This is a genomic window from Mycolicibacterium tusciae, from assembly GCF_002086795.1.
In the GTDB taxonomy this organism is placed as follows: Bacteria; Actinomycetota; Actinomycetes; order Mycobacteriales; family Mycobacteriaceae; genus Mycobacterium; species Mycobacterium tusciae.
Genome location: NZ_MVIM01000007.1, coordinates 299,507 through 320,411, shown reverse-complemented (window position 1 = coordinate 320,411; position 20,905 = coordinate 299,507). Strand labels below are relative to the sequence as shown.

The following is a 20,905-nucleotide window of genomic DNA, read 5'->3' as shown; positions in this document are numbered from 1 at the left end:
CCGGCGGCCCGATCCGAGTTGCCGTGCTGGCGCCGATCGCCTGGCGGACACCGCCGCGGGGCTACGGGCCATGGGAGCAGTTCGCCTCGTTGCTCACCGAAGGGCTGGTGGCGGCCGGCCATCGCGTCACGCTGTTCGCCACGGCTGACTCGATCACCTCAGCTGCCTTGCATGCGACCGCGGCGGTCGGCTGGTCTGAGGATTCGACGATCGACGCGAAGGTCGCAGAATGCCTGCACATCGCTTCGGTGTTCGAGCGCGCCGGCGATTTCGACATCATCCACAACGGGTTCGACTTCCTGCCACTGACATACAGCGACCTCGTCACCATCCCGGTGGTCACCACGATCCACGGGTTCTCCTCGAACAGGATCGTTCCTGTCTACGAGCGCTACGACAGCACCACCGCGTACGTGTCGATCAGCGACGCCGATCGGCACCCGAACCTGCACTACGCCGCGACGATTCACCACGGCATCGACGTCGACCGGTTCGCGACCCATCCCAACCCGGGCGGGCATCTGCTCTTCTTCGGTCGGATCCACCCCGACAAAGGCACCGCCCACGCGATCGAGGTCGCCCGCCGATGCGGCCGCAGGCTCGACATCGCGGGAATCATCCAGGACGAGCAGTACTTCCGCGACGAAGTCGCGCCACACGTCGACGGCGAACAGGTGCGCTATCGCGGCCCGGTCGATGCCGGCACGCGCACCGATGTGTTGGGAAGTGCGCACGCGCTGCTCCACTTGATCGACTTCGATGAGCCGTTCGGCTACAGCGTGGTCGAGGCGATGGCCTGTGGGACTCCGGTGATCGCCAATGCGAGAGGCTCGATGGGAGAGTTGATCTCGGATGGGACCACGGGATTTCTCGTCGACGACATCGACTCGGCGGTGGCCGCCGTCGCTGCAGCCGGTCAGCTCGACCGAGACGCCATCGCCGACCTCGCCGCCGAACGGTTCTCGGTCTCGGACATGATCGACAGATATGTCGCGGTGTACCGCAACGTAATCGCAGAGTGGCGATGACCGAACCGCGCGACGTTGCCTGGTGGAAATCCGCCGTCGTCTACCAGATCTATCCGCGCAGCTTCGCGGACTCCGACGGTGACGGCGTCGGCGACCTGAGAGGAATCATCGGGCGCCTCGACCATTTGCAGGCGCTCGGGATCGACGTCATCTGGTTGTCGCCGGTCTATCGTTCGCCACATGTCGACAACGGCTATGACATCAGCGATTACCGCGATATCGATCCGCTTTTCGGCACACTCGCCGACTTCGACACGCTACTGGCCAGGGTGCACGAACTCGGTATGAAGTTGGTCATGGACCTGGTGGTCAACCACACCTCCGACGAGCACCCGTGGTTCGTCGAGTCGCGTTCTTCGCAGAACAACGCGAAGCGGGATTGGTACATCTGGCGCGACGGCCGTGACGGCGCCGAACCGAACAACTGGGGCTCGTTGTTCTCCGGCTCGGCGTGGGAATGGGATCAGACCACTGGCCAGTACTACCTGCACCTGTTCGACCGAAAGCAACCCGACCTGAACTGGAATAATCCGCAGTTGCGAAAAGCAGTCCAGGACACCATGATCTGGTGGGTCGAACGCGGTGTCGACGGTTTCCGGATGGATGTCATCAACTTCATCTCCAAGGCTGAAGGGTTGCCCGACGCAGCGGCGGCTGAAGGGCAGCGATACGTCGTCGCCTTCTCCGAATTCGCGGATGGACCGCACGTGCACGAGTACCTCGCCGAAATGACCCGCGAGGTCTTCGGTGGCCGTGACGGCGAGTTCATCAAGATCGGCGAAATGCCAGGTGTCACACCGGAACAAGCGCGGCTCTACACGGATCCGGACCGGGCCGAGTTGGACATGGTCTTTCAATTCGAGCACGTATCCGTCGACCACGGCCCAGCGGGCAAATTCGACTACGTCGGTCTCGATCTGGTTGCTCTGAAGAAAGCCCTGCATCGGTGGCAGGTCGCGTTGGCTGACACCGGATGGAACAGCTTGTATTGGAACAACCACGATCAGCCCCGGGTCGTGTCCCGGTTCGGCGACGATGACCCGCGGTACTGGGCAGCTTCGGCGAAGGCGCTCGGGACCGTTCTGCACGGCATGCGCGGTACCCCGTTCCTCTATCAGGGCGAGGAACTGGGAATGACCAACTATCCGTTTCGAACGGTGCATGACCACAGGGACCTAGAGGCGGTGAACTTCCACAAGAGCGTCCTCGAACTCGGCGGCGACGAAGCCGCGGCGCTGTCCGGTCTGGCGAAGATCGGCCGCGACAACGCCCGCACCCCCATGCAATGGGACGCGGGGCCGAATGCCGGTTTCAGCACCGGCGATCCGTGGCTGGCGGTCAACCCCAACCACACCTGGTTGAACGCCGCGGCCCAGATCAGTTCGGCGGACTCGGTTTTCACCCACTATCAGACACTGATTCGTCTACGACACGAACTGCCGATCTTCGTCGACGGTGACTTCACACCACTCATGGAAGATGACCCGCAGATCTGGGCCTACACCAGAATGACGTCGACGGCGAAACTGCTCATGATCGCGAACTGCGGGCGCGATTCCCGGACCGTCGATGTCGGCCCTCAGTGGATCGCGGCCGACCTACTGCTCGCCAATTTGCCTGAAACCCCTGTCACCGTGACGTCGAGGTGGCTCGACCTGGCCGGCTGGGACGCACGCTTCTATTTGTCCGCGCGGATGCGATGGCGTTAATTAGCGTATAAGAGAATCGTTTCCGGTAGCTTCAACAGCCTGAGCGTCGTACGAACGGGCCGTTGTGATCGCGGAGAGACCAGGCATCTGCGCTCGCGGCAAAGGAGTTTCGAGCATGCGCATAGCGAAGGTCGGCTCCGGCGGTCCGCCCTTGGTTTTCGTGCATGGGCTTGCTTGCGATGCAACTGACTGGCGGGCGCAGGTCGATTCGTTCAAGACAAGGACGACCGTGGTCGTATGCGATCTTCCCGGGCACGGTGCCAGCCCGGGCACACCGACGGACTGCACTATCGAGGCGTACGGGGGTGCGCTAAGCCGAGCGCTGAGGGAATTGGCGCTGCCGCCGGCGATTCTCGTGGGCCACAGTATGGGCTGTCGCGTAGTCCTAGAGGCTTGCCGCCGAGCACCGCCCGGCGTAGTGGCAGGGCTGATACTCGTCGACGGCAGCCGTATCGGTGATGGAGATCCCGCAGCCGCCGAGCAGGCCATGGCCGATGAACTCACCGGCGACGGCTACTCGCGATTCATGCGGCAGTTCTTCGAATCGATGTTCGTCCCGTCAAGCGACCCCATCCTCGCTCATGCAATCGTCCAGCGTGCGCTCGGCTTTCCTGCGATCATCGGCAGGCACCTGCTGACCAACCTGGCCGGATGGGATGCCCGCGAGGTGGAGAGCGCACTCGACTCGGTCCGCGTCCCGCTGCTGGCGATCCAGAGCACGACAATGGACACCGCGCGTGAGCGCGTGTCGCTCGAACCTGGGCAGGGTTCCCCCTGGACCGAACTCGTGCGCGCCCACGTGCCGCAAGCCACAGTCGTGACGTTGCCTGGGGCTGGCCATTACCCGCAGATCGAACTGGCCGAGAAGGTCACCGCGCTAATCGCCGACTTCTGCAAGTTGCCGTCCTCATTCGCGAGTCGCTAGGAGGATCTGTCTCGGTGCCATGAGGAGCGCGTGACTGAACGCGATCGCGATCAAGCGGGCCAGCCGCAAATCCGCCGTCCCCGCGACGCGCTCGGTCGCCCGCTTCCACCCGCCGACGTCAAGCGGCTAGTACCCCCCGACGCGGGGTAGCGGATAGCCTTCGGCGAATTCGGGTTTGGAGAGTCTGTCCGCGAGTTGGTTGAGCTCAGCCTGCAGTCTCTGTCTCTCGCCGGCTTCATCAGCGGTGACATCGCTGACGACTGGCCGCCGGGAATGTGTGACCTTTTCGACGTAGTTGTTGGCTTTCTCGATAGCGAAGTCGATCTTGTTCAGGACGTCTTCGACATCGGCGGGATGTGCGATGGCTTCGATTTTGTCGGGGTGGGTTTCGGTACCGGTGATGTTGACTTGGAGCCCTCTAGCGGACTGTAGGAAGCAATCCGTCCAGGCGACGGGGGGCAGCGGCAGGATCTGAAGTCGAATGATGCAGTCCTGCAGCGTTTCTCCTACTACGGCCTCCAGCTTGCCGACTCTGGTGATTCCCCAATGTTCTGACATCCTGGTCTCCTTCTTTCGACGTTCTAGTGCATCAACGATCCTGCGGGTGAGCCAGATCGGTCTCGCGTGATCCGCTCGCGAAAGCCAAGCGGGCCTTCAGTTCGTGTGCGTTGCTCAGTGCGTCGCCAGCTATGAGCCGTGGCGGCGGTTAAAGCAACCTCCGCAGTTGAATCCAGGAGAGTCATCAACGAGATTCCTCCGCCGACCTGTTGGATGAAGTGGGTGGCGTGCGTCTAACCCGGAGTCGGAGCAACTGGGGACACGGATCGCTGTCGGAATCGAGAGCTGCCCACCTAGTGTGCGCCTATATCAGCATCCGCACCACCCTCGCGGATCAGGCCGACGGCCTCAACAGCGCAGCTACAGGAGCTGGCCCGCTAGACGCGAGCGGGCAGGGCGACAGTGTCGCCTGCCACGTCGATCGCGACCTTGCCGTGCAGTGCGTACGACCGTCTGTTCTCCAAGAGCTCATGAGCCTCACCCATTCGCGCGAGCGGCAGGGTCGCGCCGATGACCGGCTTCACGAGGCCGCGCTCGATCAGGTTGGTGAGTGCGTCCAGCTTGCCGCGATTCTGCCGAGTGAAGACGAAGTGATAGGCGGCGTTCTTGCCCCACGCCTCGATGAGGTTCTGCGGTTGCGCGATGTCGACGATACTGACCACGCGACCGGAGTCTGCAAGCGTCAGTGGACTTCTGGTGAGCGCGTCGCCGCCGATCGTATCGAAGACGACGTCGACTCCCTGGCCTCGCGTCAACTCGGAAACGGCATCCACGTAGTCGGTGGACGTGAAGTCGATCGCCGCATCCGCTCCGAGCGAGCGCACCAACTCATGGTCGGCTGCTTTCGCGGTGGTGATCACCCGTGCTCCCATCGCCTTCGCGACCTGGATCGCGATCGAGCCGACGCCCCCGGCGCCGCCGTGGATGAGGACGGTCTCACCCACGGTGAGCTGAGCTCGCGTCACAAGGGACTCCCACACCGTCCCGCCGACGAGTGTCAGGCTTGCCGCCTCGAGGTGGCTGAGATTCTCCGGCTTCCGGCCGACCAGGTCGACGTCGGCGACGTGCTGCTCGGCATACGAACCGGCACCGCCAAAGATCTTGGGTGTGTAGTAGACCTCGTCGCCTGTGCGGAACTCGGTCACGTGGGATCCGACTTCTTCGATCACACCGGAGATGTCGTGTCCGATGATCGCCGGGAGAGGGACGTAGTCTGCGTAGTCTCCGCGACGGATCTGAAAGTCGAGCGGGTTGACGGCGGTCGCATGGACGCGCACCCGCACCTGGCGGGGTTGGACCTTCGGTCCGGGGACGGTGCGCAATTCGAAAGCGTCCGCACCGCCGAATTGGGCAAGGACGACGGCCTTCATGGTGTCGGCAATGATCGGAATTCCTCATCTGGAGTGTCGGCGCGACCGCGCCGAATGGACGTCATATCAGTGTTCGGTATCAGCCAGGTCCGCTCCAGTGGCAAGATTGCCAATATGCGCGAGGATAGTGACAGCTCGGCGGTGCTTTGATGGACCGACCCCATCAGGTGGTGGTCCTCGTGCTCGACGGTGCTCTCCCCCTGGACGTCGGCATCCCGGCGGAGGTGTTCCACCCTGAGACGGGGTTCCCCTATGACGTTTCGCTCTGCGGGGTTCATGCCGGAACGGTGCCGGCTCATGGGGGCTTCGGGTACGCCGTCTTTCGTGGGCTGGAGGCGCTGGCTGGAGCCGACACGATCATCGTCCCCGGTTACGCACCGGCGGGTCGACAGGTGCCGACAACGGTGCACGAAGCACTTCGCAGTGCAGCATCGCGCGGCGTGCGGATCGCGTCGATCTGCTACGGCGCCTTCGCCCTCGCCGATGCCGGCCTGCTCGACGGTCTCCGTGCGACGACGCACTGGGACGCAGCCGAGCAGCTGGCGGAGCGATACCCGGAGATCACAGTCGAGCCGAATGTGCTCTTCGTCGACGAAGGACCCATCCTCACGTCGGCGGGTGCCGCCGCCGGTCTCGACCTGTGCCTGCACATCGTGCGACGCGACCTCGGGGTCGCCGCGGCGAACGAGATTGCCCGCGGCCTCGTGACTGCGCCCCATCGGAGCGGAGGTCAAGCCCAGTATCTGCCGAAGAACAGCTTGGTATCCCGCGGTGAGAATCTCGCCGCGACCCGCGAATGGGTCATGGCGCGGCTCGACCGGCCGCTCACCATCGATGATCTCGCGGCGCATGCGCGGATGTCGCCGCGTACGTTCCTGCGCCGCTTCGCCGAAGAGACCGGCAGTACACCGTTGCAGTGGATCTTGCGCGCTCGGGTCGACGCCGCCCGAGAGCTCCTGGAGAGCACGAGGCTGTCCGTCGACCAGATCGCGGACCGGGTCGGCCTCGGAACCGGATCGAACCTGCGGCTGCACTTCCGCAGGATCGTGGATGTGTCCCCTTCCGAGTATCGGGCCACCTTTTCGGGCGGAGCCCTCAGGCGAGGGGCGTGACGCGGAATCTGTTGCGGGAGTGGTTCTCAGGCTGTGGCGCCGATCGCGCTGATATTGAGTTCGAAGGGGCCCTGCTGTTTGTCGAGAATGTAGACCGACACCTGGCTGATGATTGAGGGGTCCAGAGTCTGCGGCGCATCGGGTGCGGGATCGAGTCGCATGCCAACCGGCTCGAAGCCCTCGATGGGCAGTTCGTAGATCCGCCCGACGGCGGCCTCGGTGTCGAAACGCTGGATGTAGGACCATGGTTGCCCCGCAGTGCCCACCTTCAACAGGTAGGTCTTACCATCGCCCACAGCGTGCACGCGCAGCGACTTCGCGCCTGTTGCTCTTCGCCCGATATCGGGGTCCTGCGGACTGCGGGCCGAGGCGAACCCGCCGTTGTTTTGCAGCGAGATGTCACCGGAGAACACGAGGCCACCATCGCCGAACGTGACTCTCGAGGTGGACATGCCGCCCATCACGGGGTCGTTGACCGTCGTCCAGGTACCCACCTCGCTGGCGTCGTCGAGGTCGACGAGACCGACGCCTGACCCCTCTGGCCTGGGCGCTTGCGCGGATGATTGAGAAGTCTCCGGGACGTCCGTCGTCTCGTCGGCGCTGACGGTTCGCCCGGTGCTTCCGCATGACACAACCAGAAGCGCCGAGGATGCGACCACGATGCCGACGAGCCCACGTCGGTACCACCGCCGCGCTGACATCAACACCGACCTGGGTTGGCACTCATCTCGCGGCTTCGCATGGGCATGCCATCAATCAGGTCGTAGATTGCAGACAGGTCCGGCACCTCGTTGACGCGCAGCTTCTCGCCGCCGTCTTTTCCGATCAGCAATACGCTGAACGCGTTCTCGCCGATCGCATATCGGTCTCTAAGCCGTTGTGGCTCATCGGCGTTCATGGCTTGGCCATCCAGCGTGCTGTTGCCCTCGGTCACCACCAGGCCAAGCACCATGTCACGGCCGACGAAGTCGCAGCGACTGGCCTCGATTCGGCCCAGCGTCTCAACGAGCCGCGGATCGCTGTCCCTCGGTGCGAACACCAGCAGAGGGCGACGTTCCCAGCGATAGTCACCGAGTTCGTCGGCCACGGCGGTTGCCGATCCGAGGGCGATGCTCGTCAAAAACACCATTAGCACGAGCGCCAAAGGCCGAACACTGCGCTTCGCGACCATAGTCATTTCGACTTTACCGACTAATGCTCGGTGGTCGAATAGACCAAATGACACGACCCCCGGGTCTTATCGAACTCTCCCGATGGTGGGTGTCGAGGTGACGGCAGCGAGTAGTTCGCGTCACTCGGGCGTCGCGTCGAATTCGTGCTGCACCGATGCACTGCCCGAAAGGATCTGACACGTGAGTCCACAGGCCGAAGACCACACTGCACCGATATCGCACTGGTCCCAGATCCACGGCTGGTTCGGCTGGCGTGACCTGCAGGAGGAGGCGGTGACCACCTTCGCGGACGGCAGCACGTTCGTCGAGGTCGGCTCCTACCTGGGTCGCAGTCTGTGCTCGCTGGCCGAGGTGGTGCGCGAGTCCAATCGTGACTTCACCGTGGTCGGCGTCGACTACTGCCGCGGCAGTGGGCGCGAGGGCACCGCGGCCAAAGACTCTCATGCCGCCGCCGTCGCCGATGGCGGCGGCACCCTGGCCGGGCAGTTGCACCGCAACGTCATCGCGTGCGGTTTCGCCGACCGGGTACACCTGTTGGTCAGTCCGTCGCCGGCGGCCGCCGCGCTCTTCACCGACGGGTCCCTGGCCTGGGTACACCTCGACGCCCGCCACGAGTACGACAGCGTGCTCGCCGACATTGACGGCTGGCTGCCGAAGGTGGCACCGGGCGGCTGGCTATCCGGCGACGACTACGACGAGCAGTGGTGGCCGGGTGTGGTTGCGGCAGTGCGAGATCGCGTTCCCGACGCCCAGGAATGCTCCACCCGACAGTGGCGCTGGGTGAATCCGCAGACCTCGTCTCGCTGACAGCCGGCTGAAATCGCCCGGTAACACGGCTGGTCGAGACCAAAGGCCACGCATTCCCATCGCCCTGCTCCTTGCGCCGTTTCGCAATCGACGTGGACCGACAATCGGCTAGCTTGAGTTCAGCCCTTAGCGGTAGCCAAGACGAGCACCTGAAAGGTGTGTTCTCAATGGAGAGAAACGCAGTCGATAAACCCGAAGACGCCTCTCTGCTGAAGGTCCTCGGCAATTGGGATGTATTAGCCCTCGGCTTTGGCGCCATGATCGGCTTCGGCTGGGTGGTGCTCACCGGAGACTGGATCGGCTCTGCGGGAACGCTCGGGGCCGTGCTGGCGATGACCGCGGGCGGTGTGATCATGGGCGTGGTCGGCCTGACGTACGCCGAGCTCACGGCAGCCATGCCCAAGGCCGGAGGAGAGCACAACTTCTTGCTTCGCGGCATGGGCCCGCGGTGGTCGTTCATCGGCTCCTGGGGCATCGTCGGCGGTTACGTGACCATCGTGATGTTCGAGGCGGTGGCTCTGCCCAGAACCGCGCTGTACCTCTTTCCCGGCCTCAACCAGGTTCCGTTGTGGGAGGTCGCGGGCAGCCAGGTCTATCTCACCTGGGCGCTGGTCGGCGCGATCGCCGCGGTCGTCATCACCACGATCAACATCCTCGGCGTCAAGTTCGCGAGTGTGGCACAGACGTTCGTCGTGGTGCTGTTGCTGGTCATCGGCCTGATGCTGGTCGTCGGATCCTTCACCGGCGGCTCGACGAACAACATGGAACCGCTCTTCACCGGCGGCACCACAGGGTTCTTCGCCGTGCTCGTGGTGGTGCCGTTCCTGTTCGTCGGATTCGACGTCATCCCGCAGTCCGCGGAGGAAGTGAACATCCCTGCCCGTCAGATCGGACGCCTGGTCGTCATCGCCGTGCTCCTGGCCTCCATCTGGTACGTCATGACCATTCTGACCACCTCGTCGGCGATGAGCGCCGCCGAACTCGGGGAGGCGGACATCGCCACCGCGGACGCGTTCGGCGCGATGTTCAGCAGCGACTTCATGTCGAAGCTCCTGATCGCGGGCGGCATCGCCGGCATCCTCACGTCGTGGAACTCGCTGCTCCTCGGCGCCTCGCGTCTGATGTACTCGATGGCGCGCTCGGGCATGCTGCCCGCATGGTTCGGCAAGCTGCACCCGAAGTTCCGCACCCCGATCAACGCGCTTCTGTTTATCGGTGGCCTGTCCGTCGTCGCCCCGTTCCTCGGCGAGGCGATGCTCGGCTGGCTCGTCGACTCCGGCTCTCCCAGCATCGTCATTGCCTACCTGCTGGTGGCTGTCGTCTTCGTCGTGCTGCGCCGCCGGGAGCCGCTGATGGATCGGCCGCTCCGGGTCGGGGGCAAGGGCAACGGCGGCCTGCTGATCGGCGGCGCCGCCGTCGTGCTGTGCATCGGGCTGCTGAGCCTCTACCTGCCGGGCATGCCGGCGTTCCTCGACGTGCCGCCGTGGATCCTGTTCGGTGTCTGGTGGGCGCTTGGCGCGTTCTTCCTGCTTCGCATCCCAACGCGTATCACGCCGGGCGAAGACGCTGAACATCGGTTGCTGGACGCGCTCAAGGAGCGTCGAGCGCTGGCGACGGGCTCGAGTAGCCGGTAGAGCGCCCGCCGATTAGTCGTCCTCTTGGCCGCGGGATTCCCGTAGGGCCCGGCCGCGCTCGACGTCCTGTTCTTCTTTCGCCTGATTCTTGAGGGCGACCCGGTTGTCGCGAGGCGGCAATTGCAGATCACGTTCGGCACGGATGCCTGCCTGCAGTTGGCGGCCGCGTTCGAGTTCGGCGTCCAGTTCAGCTCCGAAGAGCAGTGCCAAGTTGGTGATCCACAACCAGAGTAGGAACACGATGACTCCGGCCAGCGCACCGTAGGTCTTGTTGTAGCTGCCGAAGTTCGCGACGTAGAAGCCGAACCCAACCGACGCCAGAACCCAAACCAGTATCGCCACCCCGGCCCCGATGCTGATCCACCGGAACTTTGGTTGCTTGACGTTGGGGGAGGAGTAATACAAGACGGCGACCGCCAGGATCACGAAGATCAGGACGATCGGCCAGCGCCCGATGTTCCAAGCCGTCAGCGCGACCTCGCCCGCTCCGATGGCGTCGCCGACCGCTTGGGCGAGCGGTCCGCTGACCGCCAGCATGAACGCCACCGCGGCCACGGCGACGAGCCCGACCAGGGTCACCGCCAACTGAATCGGCCGCAACTTCCAGACCGGTCGGCCTTCTTCCACTTCATATATCCGGTTCATGGCGCGACCGAAGGCGCCGATGTAACCCGACGCCGACCACAACGCACCGGCGATACCGACGATCAGCGCGACACCGGCCGACGGGGACTCGACCAATTGCTGAATCGGTGCGCGCAACGTGTCAACCGCCGAGGCCGGGCCGAGATCGTCCACGATTTGCAAGACCGCCTCGGTGGTGCGCTGCCCCTGACCGAACACGCCGAGCAACGAGACCACGACCACCAAGGCGGGGAACAGCGAAAGCACGGCGTAATACGTCAGCGCTGCGGCCAGGTCGGTGCACTGATCGGTGCTGAACTCCCGCGCTGTTTTGCGGAGCACGAACAACACCGAACGCTTCTTGAGATCGGTGGGTGAATCCGGCTTGGAGGGGTCTTCTGGGTCAGGGGCATCCTGGGTGTCTTCATTGGCGTCGGGTTCGGGAAGATCACGGTCGGCTGCGGGGCGGACGGACGCTGCCGAGGTGGTCTCGACAGACGTCGCGTCCCACGCGGTGACCGAGTCCCCGGGCGACCGATTCCGCCATCGACTCACCAACAGGCCGGCCAGCAGCCCACCAATCGCCCCCATCCACCACTTGAGCCACGACGGCCCAAGGGTCGTTTCGCCACGGTGACTCATCGGCGACGGCGCCCCGCCAACACGCCGGGTCCAGTCACAGCCTCACGTCCTCACGCCTTGTCGATCACCCAGCGCGCTGGGCCTCGCCACGCAGATGCCCGGAAGGAAGGTCGACGAAACTGCCTCGCGCGTAAATGTGTTGGCCGGAGATCGCGATCGCATGACAAACGAGGCGTCGCGGTGAGTCGCCGGATTCAGCCGGCGAGAACGAAAGACAGGAAGAATCCGCCCGCAGTGGCGAACGCGTTGAGCGGCCGGCCATGTTCGAACGCTTCCGGCATCAGCGTGTCGGCGAGCGACGCCAACACCGCGCCGCCCGCGAATGCGAGCGCCACCGCCAACACGGGATCGCTCAATTGTCCGGCGGTAACCCTGCCTACGACCACCGCTGCCGCCAGCAGCGCCGCGCATGCCATCCAGACACCGATCGCAGCTCGAGCGCCCATCCCGGAATGGCGCATCGACATCGCACCAACTAGCGACTCGGGCAAGTTGGAGAAGAAGATCGCCACCAACAGCGAAATCGACGCCCCGCCCACCAACGAGACACCCAACGCCAGATTCTCGGGCACACCGTCCAACGTCACCGCGGCCAACAGCGCCAGGCCGACACCTCGGCGAGCCCCCTCGGTGACCACTTCACGTTGCTCCGGGCCGGAATGTCCACTGACATAACGATCGAGCAGACTGTCCGCGATGACGAACGCAGCCGCTCCGGCCAGCAGGCCCAGGCCAGAGTGCAGCGCTCCGCCCAGATGGAAGGCCTCTTCGAACAGCTCGAAGGCCAGCGCGGAGATGAGGGCGCCACTGGCAAAAGCCAGCAGCACACCGGTCACCTTCTTGGGTAGATCCCAGCGCGCGCCAATGGCCGCACCGATCACCAACGCGCTAGACGCCGCCAGTCCGAACAGCACAGCTGTGAGCATGGGCGTCCCTTCTGCCGACCTCGTGCAGTACTGCATTCCCCCGGTGAGCCCCGGATAACTTGCCTTAGCCGCCACTCGACTTCTCCAGAGTGTTTGAATGGACCCATCGATGGCTTCTGGCCTCCTCGAGGTCTCCCGCTGCCGCGGCTTCCGAAGGTGCCCGCGTTGGCACCGGTCGGCCGGATTCCGGAAGGGCGGGTCATCGATCTGCCCAACCGGGGCAGCACGTATGTCTATGACTCGGGCCCCTCGGACGGCCCGGCGTACCTGCTGCTGCACTCACTGGCCTGCACCGGGCTCATGACGTGGTATCCCGCCTTGGACGTGGTACGCGAATTCGGCCGCGTCGTGGTGTTCGACCAGCGCTGCCACGGGCAAGGCATCTCGGCGCCCCGCGTCCTGCTGGAGGACTGTGCTGACGACGTGGCGGCACTCGCCGATGCCCTGGGCATCCCCAGCTTCGTGCCGGTCGGCTATTCGATGGGGTCGCTCGTCGCGCAACTGGTGTGGAAACGGCATCGCGAACGGGTCGACGGCCTCGTGCTGTGCGCCGCTGCGGCAGCCGTTAGCCGCGCTCGCTACGAAAGGTTGGCCACCGGCGTGTTCGCCTCGCTGATCGAGGCGCTCGGCCCCTCGCCCCGCCGCTGCGGGCCCTCGGCACCGGTGACAGGTGGATTGCTCCCCGACCACCAGTGGGTGTTGAGTCAGTTCCGCGCCACCTCGCCGGGGGGCATCACCCGCGCGATCGCCGAGGTGGTCCGGTTTGATTCGACGACATGGGTCGGCGAGATCGACGTCCCAACATCGGTCCTGGTGACTGCCAAAGATCGTGCCTTCGGCGTCCAGCGGCAGAAGTGGCTGGCAAGTCGCATACCTGACGCCGAGATGGTGACGGTCGAGGCCGGCCACGCGGGGTGCACCCTGCAGCCGGCTGTTTTCGTCCCCGGGCTTCGGCGGGCGATCGAATCGGTACACCGCCGACTTCCATCGCCGAGCGTGGCCGAGCGCACCGCCAAGTAGTTGCGCGAGGGCCTCCGGGCGAGGGGAGGAGCGGCGGTGAAGCGACTCAGCGGGTGGGACTTGCTCTTGTTGAGCAGCGAGACGCCGAACGTGCACCAGCACACCCTGAAGGTGGCCATCGTCGACACCACGGGCTTCGAAGGCGAGGCGACATTCGACGCGTTCTGCGATGTCTTCCGCGCCAGCCTCGACGTTCTGGAGCCGTTGCACTATCAGATGGTTAAGACCCCCTGGCGTCTGCATCGCCCGATCTGGCGAGAGGACGCCGAACTCGACCTCGAGTATCACCTGCAGCGAGTGCAGGTCCCAGCGCCCGGCGGCCGATACGAACTCGACGCCGTGATCGGCACCATCGCCGGGACACCCCTCGACCGCAGCCGTCCGCTGTGGCAGTTCTTCTACGCCGAAGGCCTGGCAGATCAGCGGGTCGCGGTCATCGGCAAGGTGCACCACGTGCTCGCCGACGGCGTCGCCTCCGCCAATCTCATGGCGCGGACAGTGAAGGGATTCGACACTGGATCGGGGCAGAGCCGCACCAGCGCGACCTCGGCTCCGCCGACGTCAGTCGAAGTGGTGCGATTCGCGGTGCGAGATCACTTCGCGCGGCTACGGGCGCTGCCTTCGGCGGTGCGGGCAGGACTGATCGGCGCCTACCGGCTGCAGTCTCGAGCCAGGAAGCGTGACCGGCACCCGGAACTGGCCGGAAAGTTCAAGCCGCCGCCCACCTTCTTCAATCAAAAGCTCTCGGCCACAAGGGTTTTTGCGAGCGCCAGCGTCCCGCTGAACGAAGTGGTGGCTCTCAGCAAGGGGCTGGACGTCACGATCAACGACCTGGTGTTGACGACGACGGCCGGCGCATTGAGGCGCGTGTTACTTGACCACGGCGAACCCGCCGACCAGCCGCTCATCGCGTCGGTTCCCACCGCCACGGACACGTCGCCGGACAGGATCAGTGGCAACGCGTTGGCCACGATGTTGGTCTCGCTTCCTGTTCAGGCCCGCGACCCGATGGAGCGGCTGCGGCTCATCCGTACTTCCACACACATCGCCAAGGAGGACCACCAGCTGCTTGGCCCCACTCTGGTGGGTCAGTGGCTGGAGTTCGTGCCGCCGGCCATCACACGGGCGACGTTTCGCTGGATGTCACGGCGCGAGGCCCCCAACCAGCTGTTCAATCTGATCGTGTCCAACGTCCCCGGACCTCGCGAACGTGTCACGGTCGCCGGCGCCGTGGTGACCGAGTTCTACTCCGTGGGGCCGCTGGCTGCCGGCGCTGCGCTCAACATGACGGTTTGGAGCTATGCCGACCAGTTGAGCGTCGCGGTGTTGGCCGACCAGAACATCTTCCGGGACGCCCACGAACTCACCGAAGCGTTCGTCGGCGCGTTCACCGAACTGCTGAGAGCCGCCGGCCTATACCGCTGAACCGACGGTTCTGCTCGCCTAGTTTGTGACCATCCTTGGGACCGTACGGTGGTGTTGTGTTGTTCTTCATCTTCGGTTTTGGCACCAAGCAGAAGTATCTTGGCGCCGGCCAGGTTCGCACGTGTCCGCGCTGTCATAACACCTCGCAGTGGACGCGGATGCGCGAGTTCAAACAGTTCACGTTGTTCTTCGTTCCGGTCGCCCGGTGGAAGCGCCGGCAGTTCGAGGTCTGCGGTGTCTGCGGTACCGCCGTCGCAGTATGAGCGCGCGACAGTTCGGGCAGTGCCATGATGCCGGCGTTGTTGATCAACATGTGCACCGGTTCTTCGTTCAATCGCGCGGTGAAGTCTCGGACAGCCGCGAGATCAGCGACGTCGAGAAGCTCCGCTGTGACTGCACGGTTTCCAGTGGAGTCAGTGATCTGGGCTGCGATGTGGTGACCGGCGTCGAGTCGACGAACACCGAGCACGACGGCAGCGCCCGCAGCCGCCAGTGCGCGCGCGGTCTCGACTCCGATACCGGAGGTGGCGCCAGTGACAATGGCGCGTCGCCCGGAAAGGTCGACATCGGCAAGGACCTCTGCAGCAGTGGAGGTGAACCCGAAGGGGGTGAGCTGTCGTGTCACAAAACTCCCTATCGCTGTCCATGGGAGCGACTCTGCACGTGCGGCAGCACGATCACTTTCCCTGTGGCGGTGCCATTCTCGACGATCGCCTGAGCATCGTTGACCTCGTCCAGCGTGAAGGTCCTCGAGTTCAACCGGGGGACCAGCCGACCACTGTCAGCGAGTTCGGCGGCTTGGGACATGATGTGGCCGTGGTGTTCACGCCCGCGGCCTGTCAGCAGTGGCATCAGGGTGAACACGCCCGAGTAGGTGGTTCCGCGGAAAGACAGGGGCGCCAGGCTGTGAGTGCCCCATCCCAATGCGCTGACGACGTGGCCGGTGTAGGCCTTGACGGCGGTGAAGGACGCGTCGAGGGTGGCGCCGCCGACGTTGTCGACCACTATGTCGAAGCCTTCCCCGCCGGTGTACTCGTCAACGTAATCGTCGACGGTTCGCGCGGTGTAATCGATGGGTGTCGCCCCCACCCGGCGGATCGTTTCCTGGCTCGAGGGGCTTCCCGTGGCGAACACCCGTGAACCCCGAGCGAGGGCCAGCTGCACCGCGAGGAACCCGACTCCGCCTGCGCCGCCATGGATGAGCACGTTGTGGTCCGCGGCCACGCCGGCGCGGTCGACGAGTCCCTCCCAGGACGTGATGAAACCCAGCGGAAGGGCTGCGGTCTGCTCCATGGACAGTGCCCTGGGTTTGTGAGCGATCAACCGCTCATCGACCGCGGCCAATTCGGCCAGCGACCCGGCCACGCTCCCGACTCCGCCGGTCATGCCGAACACTTCGTCGCCCACACGGAATCGATGGACGTGTGCACCCACCGCCTCCACTACCCCGGCCATGTCGATGCCGAGAACTGCCCGCGGCGCCATCTTCGCGTGGGCGGCCTCGCCCCGGCGGATCTTGATGTCGAGCGGGTTGACGCCGCTTGCCATAACTCGAACGAGGACTTGGCCGGGGCCGGGTGTGGGATCGGGAATCTCGCAGATCTGCAGCGGAGCGTTGTAGGCGGTCAGGACTGCAGCGCGCATGATGTCTCCTCGGAATCAACTGCCATCTTCGCCCCTGCAGCGGATGCACCTCTGGCGATGCGGTCCACCAACCGGTGTAACCGGACCGCATCACCGAATGACGGGGCGACCGTGGTGCCTTCGCTGAGATCCCGAGCAAAGGCCGTGTAGAGCGCGGCCACATTACGGGCCGGGACGGACAGCCCAGCGCCCGAGAAGTCGGCGGGCGCGAGGATGGGTTCGATGTGGGCGTCTGACCCGCGCCCACCGGCGAGCGCCAACTCGGTGGCCTGCACGTTGCCGTTGGGGGCAGGGCTGGTGATGAGTAGGTCGCCGTCGGTTCCGTTGATCTCCCACCGGAGGTCACCCGCGCGAGACAGGCCACCACGGTAGAAGATCGAGGCCACGGCGCCGCTGTCCAGAGCGCCGGTCACCGCCACCTGGTCAGGCGTGGTGGATCGAATGGGGGCGCTGCCCAGCACGTTGATCTCCCGGTGGCCGACACCGAGTGTCGCGGTGACCGTGTCGACATCGCCGAGGACGAACGTCAGCGCGTCGAGGGCGTGACCGACGGACACCGTCAGCGGTGTGACACCGTTGCGATGGTCGTAGGCGTAGACGTGCGCCGGATCGGTGGCCGGTCCCCAGGCCTGGCCTGAGCCAACAAGATTCGTCGCCAATACCCGACCGAGATAGCCCTGGCGGACCAGATCCCGTAGGTGCGCGATCACCGGGTCGAACCGCGCCTGCAGGCCGATCGCGGTCGCAACGCCCGCAGCGGCCGCCTTCGCGGTCAGGTCTTCGGCTTGCGCGAGATCGACACCAAGGGGCCACTCACTGAAGACCATCTTCCCGGCGGCAAGTGCCTGAGTCAGGAGGTCCTGATGGTCGGGGACTTTCACCGCCACGACGACGAGATCGACGCCGGGATGGGTGATCAGCTGCCGCGGATCGTCGAAGCCATCGACGCTCCACTCTGCTGCAGCGCGGCGGGCCGATTCGACGCGGCTGGTCGCGACCGCACGAAGGTCATACTGGGGCAAGGCCTGCAACGCCGGAACATGTGTTGCGGCGGCCCAGCCGGTTCCCGGACTGGCGCCGATGATGCCGACTCCGATGGGTTTCATGGTGATGGTCTCTCTTTCTTGTTAGACGGCGGGCTCATCGAAAGTGAGGACGAGGCGGCCGCGGACACCGCCACGCTCGAGGGCACGGTGCGCAGCAGCGGCATCCGCTGCGGGAAATGTCTCTGCCACTCGCAAAGTCACCTTGCCCTGCTCGGCCAGCGCTCGAAGGTTGCGGAGCTTGTCGGTCGCGTGGGTGTAATCGGGCACCCAGACATCGCGGACCGTGATGCCGCGTTCAGGATGGATCGTCGAGGTGCCGCGCTCGCCGGGACGACGAACGATGGCGATCTGTCCGCCGTCGCGCAGTGCGGGGAGTACCTCGTCGCCTTGAAGTGCTGCGTCGACGACCGCCGCGACACCGTCGGGGTGCAGCCGTCGAACCCGTTGTCCCACTCCATGTCCGCGCGAGACGATTTGGTGGGCGCCGAGGGCGGATACGAGTTGCTCGTCGGAGGGCGCGGCATCGGCGACCACCCGGAGTCCGTCGGTCTTCGCCAGTTGAACGACGTAGCCGCCGACCGCGCCCGCGGCGCCGGTGACGGCGACGGTCTGACCCGGCGCCAGGCCCAACACGTCGAGCGCCCGTCGAGCGGTCAGTCCGTTCATCGGCAGCGTGGCCGCCTCGGCGTGACTGCTTCCGGCCGGGGCGGCGGCGACCTGGTCGGCGTCGACGACGACGTACTCGGCGTAGGCGCCGCCGGACGCATCGATCGGCATCATGATCGCCATGACCCGGTCACCGATGCCGAGGTCGGTGAGGGTGTCCGGGCCGATCTCGTCGACGAGCCCGGCGACCTCCATGCCCGGTCGGTAGGGCGGCGACAACGTGCTGGCGCGCAACGCGTCGTCGATGTCACCCATCCGCAGCAGCACGTCGGCGGGGTTCACCGTGGCGGCATGCACCCTGATGCGGAGTTGGCCCGGGCCCGCGTGCGGCTCGTCGATGTCCATCTGTGCAAGGACCTCCGGGCCGCCGTATTCGGTGACCACGACTGCTCTCATTGACGGCACCTCCTATTCGGGGAATGATCCCCATTTAAGTGAACATATGACTAAACGGGGAAACATCCCCAGATATTTCACTGCCGGCCGAGGAGGGTCCGCTGGTGCGTGCTGATGCCCAACGCAACCGGATGGCGGTATTGGCCGCCGCCGAGGCGGTGTACGCCGAACAGGGCGTGGACGTGTCGCTGAACGAGATCGCCCGACGCGCCAACACTGGCAACGCCACGTTGTACCGACACTTTCCGACCCGCGAGGCGCTGCTCGCCGAGGTCTACACCGGCCAACTCGAGCGCTACTGTGCGCTCGCCGAAGGCGCCGCTCAGGCGGACGACCCGGTGATCGCGTTGTTCGACTGCATCGTCGCCACCTGCGCGCTACAGGCCACCAACCGAGGACTGGCGGATCTGCTGGCGTCGCTGCGGCCGCTGTCGCCCCGGGTCGAAGAGTTGCGGGCTCGCCATTACCGCGCGATCGCCGCGCTGTTCAAGCGCGCGGTGCGCAGCGGCAAGGTGCGCGCCGACGCGTCGCCCGCCGATCTGGCGGTGCTCTTGATCGCCAACGCCGGGCTGATCCACCGCACCGCCGAGGATGCTCCCCGGTCCAGCGCCAGGCTGGTCGCGCTATGGCTGGCCGGACTCATTCACCCCGAGATCCCTGTTGAGGTGCCTCCGGCCCCCACCGATCGTCAGATCCGTCGAGCGTTGCAGAACTGAGCGCAACGCGGCGACGGCGATCAACTTGACGGATGAGTGGACATCGTGGGCGCCAGTTCATACCCTGTCCGAGACGTGTGTAGCTGGGGGGCTTGCAACGAAGGATCGTGACTGTCCGAATGAGCCGGGTGCGCCACTCTTTTCGGCGAGCGATCGGCGGTTTCGCGGCTGCGGTTTTGGTGCTTGCCATGTCGATAGCGGGCGACGTGCAGGCGGACCCGGAATCTGACGCGCTGGACAAGCTGAATGAGCTGTCGCGCGAGGCGGTGCAAAGTCGCGAAGGCGTCACGTCCGCTCAGCGCGATCTCGAGGACAAGTTGGCTGTTCAGAAGGCAGCCGAAGAGCGCCATCGCGCCGATCTGGCGGCCTTCGACGCCGCGAACTCCCAGCTCGCCACCCGTCAAGCGGCCGCCGACAACATCGCTGCCATGACGTATATGAGTGGACGCACCGGTCAAATGTCGGCGTTGCTGACCGCGGAATCTCCGCAACAGCTGATCGACCAGCTGTCGCTGCAGCGCGGGATCGCCGCTGAGACGGCTGCCCAATTGAAGGCTTTCCAAGCAGCGCGTGAGAAAGCCGCCGCCGCCGCCAAGGCCTCTGAGGCATCGGCCGCCGAGGCCCGTGCCGCGGCCGAGCAGTCCGCGGCCGTGCGCGCCGAACTACAGACGAACTCGACTGACCTGCAGCGTCGGATCGCGGCCGCCGAGGCACAGTACGCGGCGCTGACACCCGCCCAGCAGGCGGTGATCGACAACGCGCCGCCGCCGCAGGCAGTGCCCCCGCCGGCAGACCCCATGCTCAACGTGATGGCTCCACCTCCCGCCGCCGCCCCGGTACCTCCTCCCGCCGCGGCTCTTCCCGCGGACATCATCCCGGAGGCACTGCCGGTCGGCGTCGCGTTTGAGGCCGGGCTGCAGCCGAACACCGTCTTGGCTGCCCGCGCCGTCAGCCAGCGATTCCCCCAGATCGCCGAGATCGGCGGTGTCCGGCCGGACTCGAAGCCGTGGCATCCGAGCGGCCTGGCGATCGACATCATGATTCCCAACGCCGAAAGCCCTGAGGGCATCGCGCTCGGGGACGAGATCATGGCGTTCGCGATGGCCAATGCCGGCCGGTTCGGGCTCCAGGATGTGATCTGGCGCGGCACGTATTACACGCCGTCCGGGCCGGCGGGATCGGGCTACGGGCACTACGACCACGTGCACATCACCACGACGCCACGCCGCTAACCGGCGAATCGGCAGACGGCACGCCGCGCCGAGCCCCTCAGGAATACCGCGTACACACTTCGTGAACGCCGAAACCCTAGACCTGTCCCGAGAACCCAACCGGCACTTGTCTTTTGGCAAGGGTGCCCATTACTTCCTGGGTGCGTGGCGGTAACCCGCAACGCTGGCGTGGCGGGGCGGACTGGTGCTGCGCGGGCTCGAAACGCTGCCGATCGAATTCCGCTGAAAGGCAAGCGTTCCCGTCACGCCTCGC

General features: G+C 65.3%; 20 protein-coding genes and 2 pseudogenes. 12 read left to right on the top strand and 10 right to left on the bottom strand.

The annotated features are described in order from the left end of the window. Nucleotides 1-23 precede the first annotated feature (23 nt). From BST47_RS16000 to BST47_RS31520, 4 genes and pseudogenes are all read left to right on the top strand, one after another. The gene (locus BST47_RS16000) at nt 24-1,028 is read left to right on the top strand and encodes a glycosyltransferase family 4 protein (protein WP_207568618.1); all 1,005 of its coding nucleotides are present in this window, start codon (nt 24-26) and stop codon (nt 1,026-1,028) included. Further along, on the top strand, nt 1,025-2,737 hold the full coding sequence (locus tag BST47_RS15995) for an alpha-glucosidase (protein ID WP_083126549.1): 1,713 nt from the start codon (nt 1,025-1,027) through the stop codon (nt 2,735-2,737). Before BST47_RS16000 ends, BST47_RS15995 begins: the two co-directional genes overlap by 4 nt. A 115-nt stretch (nt 2,738-2,852) precedes the next feature. Then, nucleotides 2,853-3,662 (top strand): alpha/beta fold hydrolase, encoded by an 810-nt coding sequence (locus BST47_RS15990; RefSeq protein ID WP_083126482.1) that lies wholly within the window; start codon nt 2,853-2,855, stop codon nt 3,660-3,662. A 30-nt stretch (nt 3,663-3,692) separates the two neighbouring features. Continuing rightward, nucleotides 3,693-3,773: pseudogene (locus BST47_RS31520) on the top strand (DUF309 domain-containing protein); the annotation flags it as partial. A 15-nt stretch (nt 3,774-3,788) separates the two neighbouring features. Here the strand turns inward: BST47_RS31520 and BST47_RS15985 are convergent. Together BST47_RS15985 and BST47_RS15980 are read right to left on the bottom strand one after the other, a co-directional pair. Continuing rightward, complete coding sequence (locus BST47_RS15985; protein WP_083126481.1) at nt 3,789-4,220, bottom strand: hypothetical protein; 432 nt, start codon at nt 4,218-4,220, stop codon at nt 3,789-3,791. Nucleotides 4,221-4,597: 377 nt separating this feature from the next. Further along, entirely contained in the window at nt 4,598-5,590 is a 993-nt protein-coding gene (locus tag BST47_RS15980; protein ID WP_234809732.1) for a zinc-dependent alcohol dehydrogenase family protein, read from the bottom strand. 149 nt (nt 5,591-5,739) lie between these two features. Here BST47_RS15980 and BST47_RS15975 point away from each other — a divergent pair, with 149 nt between their 5' ends. Continuing rightward, entirely contained in the window at nt 5,740-6,702 is a 963-nt protein-coding gene (locus tag BST47_RS15975) for a GlxA family transcriptional regulator (RefSeq protein WP_083126479.1), read from the top strand. A gap of 26 nt (nt 6,703-6,728) precedes the next feature. On the opposite strand, the gene BST47_RS15970 is transcribed toward BST47_RS15975, so the two are convergent. Beyond that, nucleotides 6,729-7,403, bottom strand: coding sequence for a CIA30 family protein (locus BST47_RS15970; RefSeq protein WP_083126478.1), 675 nt, complete (start codon nt 7,401-7,403; stop codon nt 6,729-6,731). After that, the gene (locus BST47_RS15965) at nt 7,403-7,789 is read right to left on the bottom strand and encodes a DUF4174 domain-containing protein (RefSeq protein ID WP_234809731.1); all 387 of its coding nucleotides are present in this window, start codon (nt 7,787-7,789) and stop codon (nt 7,403-7,405) included. Before BST47_RS15965 ends, BST47_RS15970 begins: the two co-directional genes overlap by 1 nt. Nucleotides 7,790-8,054: 265 nt before the next feature. Here BST47_RS15965 and BST47_RS15960 point away from each other — a divergent pair, with 265 nt between their 5' ends. Together BST47_RS15960 and BST47_RS15955 are read left to right on the top strand one after the other, a co-directional pair. Then, a complete protein-coding gene (locus BST47_RS15960; protein WP_083126476.1) occupies nt 8,055-8,681 on the top strand; it encodes a class I SAM-dependent methyltransferase in 627 nt (208 codons plus the stop codon). Nucleotides 8,682-8,848: 167 nt separating this feature from the next. Continuing rightward, nucleotides 8,849-10,315: an APC family permease gene (locus BST47_RS15955; protein ID WP_083126475.1), complete on the top strand. Its 1,467-nt coding sequence runs from the start codon at nt 8,849-8,851 to the stop codon at nt 10,313-10,315. Nucleotides 10,316-10,327: 12 nt separating this feature from the next. Here the strand turns inward: BST47_RS15955 and BST47_RS15950 are convergent, their stop codons facing one another. Next, nucleotides 10,328-11,581, bottom strand: coding sequence for a YihY/virulence factor BrkB family protein (locus BST47_RS15950; protein WP_234809730.1), 1,254 nt, complete (start codon nt 11,579-11,581; stop codon nt 10,328-10,330). A gap of 194 nt (nt 11,582-11,775) precedes the next feature. Continuing rightward, on the bottom strand, nt 11,776-12,507 hold the full coding sequence (locus BST47_RS15945) for a ZIP family metal transporter (RefSeq protein ID WP_083126474.1): 732 nt from the start codon (nt 12,505-12,507) through the stop codon (nt 11,776-11,778). A gap of 156 nt (nt 12,508-12,663) precedes the next feature. Between BST47_RS15945 and BST47_RS15940 the strand changes: the two genes are divergently transcribed. Genes BST47_RS15940 through BST47_RS30285 form a run of 3 tightly spaced genes read left to right on the top strand, consistent with a single transcriptional unit; the run spans nt 12,664 to nt 15,215 of the window. Further along, on the top strand, nt 12,664-13,527 hold the full coding sequence (locus BST47_RS15940) for an alpha/beta fold hydrolase (RefSeq protein WP_234809729.1): 864 nt from the start codon (nt 12,664-12,666) through the stop codon (nt 13,525-13,527). Nucleotides 13,528-13,563: 36 nt separating this feature from the next. After that, the gene (locus BST47_RS15935; protein ID WP_083126473.1) at nt 13,564-14,952 is read left to right on the top strand and encodes a WS/DGAT/MGAT family O-acyltransferase; all 1,389 of its coding nucleotides are present in this window, start codon (nt 13,564-13,566) and stop codon (nt 14,950-14,952) included. A gap of 56 nt (nt 14,953-15,008) precedes the next feature. After that, entirely contained in the window at nt 15,009-15,215 is a 207-nt protein-coding gene (locus tag BST47_RS30285) for a zinc-ribbon domain-containing protein (protein ID WP_107528978.1), read from the top strand. Between the two features lie 14 nt (nt 15,216-15,229). On the opposite strand, the pseudogene BST47_RS15930 reads toward BST47_RS30285, so the two are convergent. From BST47_RS15930 to BST47_RS15915, 4 genes and pseudogenes are all read right to left on the bottom strand, one after another. Continuing rightward, a pseudogene (locus BST47_RS15930) lies at nt 15,230-15,577 on the bottom strand (SDR family NAD(P)-dependent oxidoreductase); the annotation flags it as partial. An 8-nt stretch (nt 15,578-15,585) separates the two neighbouring features. Beyond that, nucleotides 15,586-16,596: a zinc-dependent alcohol dehydrogenase family protein gene (locus tag BST47_RS15925; protein WP_083126471.1), complete on the bottom strand. Its 1,011-nt coding sequence runs from the start codon at nt 16,594-16,596 to the stop codon at nt 15,586-15,588. Then, complete coding sequence (locus BST47_RS15920) at nt 16,578-17,702, bottom strand: Gfo/Idh/MocA family protein (RefSeq protein ID WP_083126470.1); 1,125 nt, start codon at nt 17,700-17,702, stop codon at nt 16,578-16,580. The genes BST47_RS15925 and BST47_RS15920 overlap by 19 nt, the downstream gene beginning before the upstream one ends. 21 nt (nt 17,703-17,723) lie before the next feature. Next, complete coding sequence (locus BST47_RS15915; RefSeq protein WP_083126469.1) at nt 17,724-18,704, bottom strand: NADP-dependent oxidoreductase; 981 nt, start codon at nt 18,702-18,704, stop codon at nt 17,724-17,726. A gap of 104 nt (nt 18,705-18,808) precedes the next feature. Between BST47_RS15915 and BST47_RS15910 the strand changes: the two genes are divergently transcribed. Continuing rightward, nucleotides 18,809-19,420: a TetR/AcrR family transcriptional regulator gene (locus tag BST47_RS15910; protein WP_133056218.1), complete on the top strand. Its 612-nt coding sequence runs from the start codon at nt 18,809-18,811 to the stop codon at nt 19,418-19,420. A 119-nt stretch (nt 19,421-19,539) separates the two neighbouring features. After that, on the top strand, nt 19,540-20,652 hold the full coding sequence (locus BST47_RS15905; RefSeq protein WP_083126467.1) for a coiled-coil domain-containing protein: 1,113 nt from the start codon (nt 19,540-19,542) through the stop codon (nt 20,650-20,652). Nucleotides 20,653-20,905: the final 253 nt, after the last annotated feature.